The organism is Micrococcus sp. KT16, from assembly GCF_003315015.1.
GTDB classification, from domain to species: domain Bacteria; phylum Actinomycetota; class Actinomycetes; order Actinomycetales; family Micrococcaceae; genus Micrococcus; species Micrococcus luteus.
Genome location: NZ_QNRG01000020.1, coordinates 21,490 through 27,688 on the forward strand (window position 1 = coordinate 21,490; position 6,199 = coordinate 27,688).

The following is a 6,199-nucleotide window of genomic DNA, read 5'->3' on the forward strand; positions in this document are numbered from 1 at the left end:
CGTCCCTCACCCCCTGACCCGTCCGCCGCCGGCCCGACCGGCGCCGTTGACGCGCACCCGAAAGGACGCCCTCCCCATGAACTCCCGCAAGCCGCGAGGCTCCGGACGCACCCCCGCCGTCGGTCGACGGGGCGGCCCGTTCCAGGAGCGCGACTTCCAGCGACAGATCGGTGCCCGCCGCGGCCCCGCCGGCCCCCGTGAGGAGGCCCCCTTCGACGAGGACGCCGTGCCGCGCACGCGCGGTCGCCGCGGCCGCGGCGCCGGCGCCGCCCGGGCCAAGGCCGCCCACCTCGACCGCATCCACGACGAGTCGGGCGAGCGCCTGCAGAAGGTGCTGGCCGCGGCGGGCGTGGCGTCCCGGCGCGTGAGCGAGGACCTCATCGCCGAGGGCCGCGTGGAGGTGGACGGCGTCGTCGTCACCGAGCCCGGCGTGCGAGTGGACCCGGCCCGGGCCGTGATCCGGGTGGACGGCATCTCCGTGCAGACGGACGTGACCAAGCAGTACTTCGTCTTCAACAAGCCCCGCGGCGTGATCTCCACGATGGTGGACCCGGAGGGCCGGCCCTCGATCGCCACCTATCTCAAGCCCGGGCAGGAGCACCTGTTCCACGTGGGCCGTCTGGACAACGAGACCGAGGGCCTGCTGATCCTCACCAACGACGGTGAGCTGGCCAACCGCCTCACCCACCCCAGCTACGAGGTCCCCAAGACCTACGTGGTGCAGACCCGCGGCCCGCTGGCCAAGGGCGTCTCGAACCGGCTGCGCGAGGGCGTGGAGCTGGAGGACGGCGTGGCGCAGGTCGACTCGTTCAAGCTCGTCGACTCGACGCCGGGCCACGTGCTCGTCGAGGTCGTGCTGCACTCGGGCAAGAACCGCATCGTGCGTCGCATGTTCCAGGAGATCGGCCACCCGGTCGAGCGGCTCGTCCGCGTCAAGGTGGGCCCCATCCTGCTGGGCGACCAGAAGCAGGGCACCGTCCGCGCGCTCAACGCGCAGGAGCTGGGTCACCTCAAGGCCCTGGTCGGCCTGTGAGCGCGCCCGCCGAGTCTGCCGCCGCGCTCGGTGACGGCCCGGCCGGGATCCCGCAGCCCGTCCTCGTCCGGGGGACCGGTCTGCTGGGCACCTCGATCGGCATCGGGCTGAGCGCGGCCGGTGTGGACGTGCGCCTGCACGACCCCTCGCCCGCCGCCCTGGCCGTGGCCGCGGACATCCGCGCCGGACGCCCCGCCCGCCTGGACGCCGAGGGCGACGACCTCGACGCCGTCCCGGGCCTCGTCGTCGTGGCCGCGCCGCCGGACGTGACCGCCGACGTCGTGGTCGACTCGCTGCGCCGGTGGCCCGCGGCCGTGGTGGTGGACATCGCCTCGGTGAAGGAGGCGGTCGCGGCGGGCGTGCGCGCCGCCGTCGACGACGGCCGCCTGGCCCCGCAGGACGCCGACCGGTACCTCGGGACGCACCCGATGGCCGGCTCCGAGCGGTCCGGTCCCGTGGCGGCCCGCGGCACCCTGTTCACGCAGGCGCCGTGGGTGCTGTGCCCGACGGACACGACCCAGCCGGCCGCCCTCGCGGCCGGTCGGGCCCTCGCGCTGACGCTGCAGGCCACCCCGTACCGGATGGCCGCCCGCGCCCACGACGAGTCGGTCGCGCTGATCTCGCACCTGCCGCAGATCGCCGCCTCGCTCGTGGCCTCCCGCCTGCAGGACACCCCGGACCAGGCGCTCGCCCTGGCCGGCAACGGGTTGCGGGACACTACCCGGATCGCGGCGTCGGACCCGCAGCTGTGGGTGCAGATCCTCTCCGGCAACGCCGGGCGGATCGTGCCGGCGCTGCACGGGCTGCGGGCGGACCTGGACCGGCTGATCCGCACCCTGGAGGACCCCTCCGCCCCCGGGGCGCGGCTGGACATGGCGCAGCTGATCGCCGAGGGCAACGCCGGTCGGGCCCGGGTGCCCGGCAAGCACGGGGCGCCGCCGCAGGCGTTCGCGGTGGTCACGGTGATCGTGGACGACGCCCCCGGGCAGATCGCGGCCCTCCTCGACGAGGTCGGCCGCACGGACGTGAACGTGGAGGACCTGCGGCTCGAGCACGCCTCGGGCCACCGGGTCGGCATGGTGGAGATCTCCGTGCTGCCCGGCCGCAGGGATGAACTCGTGGCGGCGCTGACCGCCGCCGGATGGAAGGTGGTCTGAGATGACCGAGCACACCCGCGACGACGTCGCACCCGCGCCGCTCGTGGTGGCGGTGGACGGGCCCTCGGGCTCGGGCAAGTCGTCCGTGTCCAAGGCCGTGGCCCGGCATCTCGGCGCCGCATACCTGGACACCGGCGCCATGTACCGCGCCGTGGCGTGGCACTGCCTGCACGAGGGCGTCGACCTGGCCGATGCGGAGGCCGTGGCGGCGGCCGCCGTCGCCATGGACCTGGACCAGTCCACCGACCCGGACGTCGAGGCCGTGCGGGTCGGCGGCACGGACGTCACCGAGGCGATCCGCGGCCCCGAGGTCACGGACACGGTCTCCACCGTCGCCGTGGTCATCCCGGTGCGCGAGGAGCTGCACCGTCGCCAGCGGGCGGCGATCGCCGCCGCGGGACGGATGGTCGCCGAGGGCCGCGACATCACCACGGTGGTGGCCCCGGACGCCCACGCGCGCGTGCTGCTCACGGCGTCCGAGGCCGTGCGCACCGCCCGCCGCTCGGGCCAGTTGGCCGCGGCGGGGGAGACCGGCGTCGACGCCGGCACGCTGCACCGCCAGGTGGCCGGGCGCGACGCCCGCGACGCCACCGTGTCCACGTTCGACCGCCCCGCCGACGGGGTGGCGCTCGTGGACTCCACCGAGCTCGACTTCGAGCAGACCGTGGCGGCCGTCCTGGCCGCCGTCGAGGACCAGGCCGGCATCCCGGCCGTGAAGGGAGGCCGACGATGACCGAGAACCCCCAGCACCGCTCCGGTGAGGACGAGTTCGTCCCCGCCGGCGACGATCAGGTGGCCGAGCGGCTCGCCGCCATGACCGAGGAGGAAGCCGAGGCGCGTGCCGCGTCGTTGCGCGCAGGCCTAGCCGACTACGAGCTCGAGGAGGACGACGCCGCCCTCCTCGACGCGTGGCAGCTCGGGCCGGACGAGGACGTTGACGCGCCCGTGCCGCCCGTGCTGGCCGTCGTGGGCCGGCCGAACGTCGGCAAGTCCACGCTCGTCAACCGCATCATCGGCCGTCGTGAGGCCGTCGTGGAGGACGTGCCCGGCGTGACGCGCGACCGCGTCTCCTACGACGCCGAGTGGAACGGCCGCGAGTTCACCGTGGTGGACACCGGCGGCTGGGAGCACGACGCCAAGGGCATCCACCGTCGCGTGGCCGAGCAGGCCGAGCTGGCCGTGGACGTGGCGGACGCCGTCGTGTTCGTGGTGGACGCCACCGTCGGCATGACGGCCACGGACGAGGCCGTGGTCTCGATGCTGCGCCGCAAGGACCGCCCGGTGATCGTGGCCGCCAACAAGGTGGACGACATGGTCCAGGAGGCCGACGCCGCCACCCTGTGGTCGCTCGGCTTCGGCTACCCGTACCCGGTGTCCGCGGTGCACGGCCGCGGCGTCGCGGACCTGTTGGACGCCGCGCTCGAGGCGCTGCCGGAGGAATCCGCCCACGGCGGGCTCGTGCCGCGCGGCGGCCCGCGCCGGATCGCCCTCGTGGGCCGGCCGAACGTGGGCAAGTCCTCGCTGCTGAACAAGCTGGCCGGCTCGGACCGCGTGGTGGTGGACGACCTGGCCGGCACCACGCGCGACCCCGTGGACGAGCTCGTGGAGCTCGGCGGACGGCTGTGGCGCTTCGTGGACACCGCCGGCATCCGTCGACGGCAGCACATGGCCCACGGCGCCGACTACTACGCCTCGCTGCGCACGGCCTCCGCCTTGGACCGCGCCGAGGTGGCCGTGGTGCTGCTCGAGGCGCCGCAGGTGATCTCGGAGCAGGACGTGCGCATCCTCCAGATGGTGCTGGACTCCGGGCGTGCCCTCGTGATCGCGTTCAACAAGTGGGACCAGGTGGATGAGGATCGGCGGCTCCAGCTGGCCAAGGAGATCGAGCGGGACCTGGCGCACGTCGCGTGGGCACCGCGCGTGAACATCTCCGCGAAGACCGGCTGGCACAAGGACCGTCTCGTCCCCGCGCTGGACCTCGCCCTGGACTCATGGGACACCCGTATCCCCACGGGCAAGCTCAACGCGTTCCTCGGCGAGCTCGTGGCGGCCCACCCGCACCCGCTGCGCGGCGGCAAGCAGCCCCGCATCCTGTTCGCGACCCAGGTCTCGAGCCGGCCGCCCAAGTTCGTGCTGTTCACCACCGGGTTCCTGGACCCCGGGTACCGCCGGTTCATCGTGCGCCGCCTGCGCGAGACCTTCGGGTTCGAGGGCACGCCCCTCGAGATCGGGATGCGCGTGCGCGAGAAGCGCGGTCGCCGCCGCTGATCCGGCCCCGCCCCGACGACGTCCCTCGACCACCCGCGTCGGGGGACGTCGTCGTCCCGGCCGGCTCCCACCGTTCGTCCACCTTCGCCTCGTAGCCTGAGGGCATGAGCCTCATCCGACGTCGCCCCGCCGCCCTGTCCCTGGCCACCCTGGCCGCGCTCGCGCTGGCCGCATCCGGCTGCGCGGTCGACGACGGCGCGACCCGGGCCGCGCTGCAAAGCGCGGAGGACCGGCTCGCCCAGGCCGAGGACCGGATCAGCGAGCTGGAGGCGGACGCCTCGGACCGCGTGGACCTGGGGCAGCTGCGCCAGGAGGCCGAGGGCGCCCTCGAGGAGGCGGACCAGCGCGCCGCCGAGGTCGTCGAGGACCTGACGCGATCGCTGCCCTCCGGTTCGGACATCGTCGACGTCGAGGCCCTTCGGGAGGACGGGAAGGTGGTCATCGAGTACGGCCAGTCCCTGCTCGAGGCCGATCCCCAGGTTCTCGAGGACACGATGCGGGAGGCGGCGGACCGGGCGCGCGACGCCATCCCGGACCTGGAGGACGTCGAATTCCGCGTGGGGGACCGAACCTTCACGTTCTGAGCCTGCGACGGGGCTCCGTGAGGCCCCCGACACGCCCCTGCGACGCGCCCGGAACGGCGGATCGGAGCGGCTCAGCGTGTTACACTTCTCACGTGCGCGACTGCACCCTCAGTCATGAGAGGGTTCGTGCAGACCGCCAGGCCCACCGGTACGCCGGGGCCGCGGTCGCTGGGGGACTCTCGGTCGGGTGGCCCTCGGTCAAGGGATGAGGGGTTCACGTCTGTGAAGAGGACGTGGGCCCCTTGTTCACGTTTCGGGGGTGTCGCGCGGTTTGCCCCTGACAACGACGACCTGGCAGGCCCGCTTCCGATTCGCGCCCGGCGGTGCCGGTGGGGTATGCTCATCGGGTGCCGAAGCGCGGATGACCGCGATTCGCCACGGGCTATGGCGCAGCTTGGTAGCGCGCTTGACTGGGGGTCAAGAGGTCGTGGGTTCAAATCCCGCTAGCCCGACCACGTTCCCACGGGTCAGAGTCCGCATCTGACGAGGGAAAATGGAATGAGGCCCAGGTACTCCCTCGAGGGGAGCGCCTGGGCCTCTTTCCGTGCCTGACATATTCCTTAGCACAAACTGATCGAGACAGACCCTACGGTTCGGCGTTCGGCTCGACTTATATCCCCGGGAATTCAGAACTTCCTCAGTGGCCGAGCGGCTCGATCCAAAATCGATCTCGTCGGTGACCAGAGCGTTGGCCCTGAAGCCCCCTGGGTCTGATGGAGACTCGCGCTATTTGATTCCGACCAGCTGTTCGCGGCCGGCTTCGACAGCATAGAACGTGTCCTCGAACTCGGCGGGTGGGACGTCGCCGAGGTAGCCGTGGAGGCGTTGCGTGTTGTGCCAGGACACCCACCCGAGGGTCGCGAGCTCGAGGTCCTCGACCGTCCGCCAGGGACCTGGCCGTGCGGGTCCGCGGACGTGCTCGGCCTTGTAATAGCCGTTCACGGTCTCGGCCAGGGCGTTGTCATAGCTGTCCCCGACGGTCCCGATCGACGGTGTCGCTCCGATCTCGGCGAGGCGTTCGCCGTAGCGAATGGAGGTGAATTGAGACCCCGCGTCGCTGTGTGTAAGCGGCCATGAAAAGCTGCCCATAGGTGGCCAGGGAATGACCCGCTGACGGCCATGAGGACTGCCCAGTGATGGCCACGGGAACTGCCCGG

Annotated in this window: 6 protein-coding genes and 1 tRNA gene; 6 read left to right on the forward strand and 1 reads right to left on the reverse strand. The window is 72.7% G+C overall.

Annotated elements, in window-relative coordinates:
• Window positions 1-76 precede the first annotated feature (76 nt).
• From DE149_RS11110 to DE149_RS11135, 6 genes are all read left to right on the forward strand, one after another.
• Window positions 77-1,033, forward strand: a complete 957-nt coding sequence (locus DE149_RS11110) for a pseudouridine synthase (protein ID WP_113914476.1) — start codon at window positions 77-79, stop codon at window positions 1,031-1,033.
• Window positions 1,030-2,190 (forward strand): prephenate dehydrogenase, encoded by a 1,161-nt coding sequence (locus DE149_RS11115; RefSeq protein WP_113914477.1) that lies wholly within the window; start codon window positions 1,030-1,032, stop codon window positions 2,188-2,190. The genes DE149_RS11110 and DE149_RS11115 overlap by 4 nt, the downstream gene beginning before the upstream one ends.
• A 1-nt stretch (window position 2,191) precedes the next feature.
• Window positions 2,192-2,923, forward strand: coding sequence for a (d)CMP kinase (cmk, locus tag DE149_RS11120; RefSeq protein ID WP_113914478.1), 732 nt, complete (start codon window positions 2,192-2,194; stop codon window positions 2,921-2,923).
• Entirely contained in the window at window positions 2,920-4,458 is a 1,539-nt protein-coding gene (gene der, locus DE149_RS11125; RefSeq protein ID WP_063189215.1) for a ribosome biogenesis GTPase Der, read from the forward strand. Before cmk ends, der begins: the two co-directional genes overlap by 4 nt.
• 104 nt (window positions 4,459-4,562) lie before the next feature.
• Window positions 4,563-5,042: a hypothetical protein gene (locus DE149_RS11130; protein WP_020628098.1), complete on the forward strand. Its 480-nt coding sequence runs from the start codon at window positions 4,563-4,565 to the stop codon at window positions 5,040-5,042.
• Window positions 5,043-5,420: 378 nt separating this feature from the next.
• Window positions 5,421-5,497, forward strand: a tRNA-Pro gene (locus DE149_RS11135).
• A gap of 271 nt (window positions 5,498-5,768) precedes the next feature.
• Here DE149_RS11135 and DE149_RS11140 read toward each other — a convergent pair.
• Window positions 5,769-6,199: integrase core domain-containing protein (locus tag DE149_RS11140; protein ID WP_233490746.1), on the reverse strand; the 431-nt coding region annotated here is incomplete at its 5' end.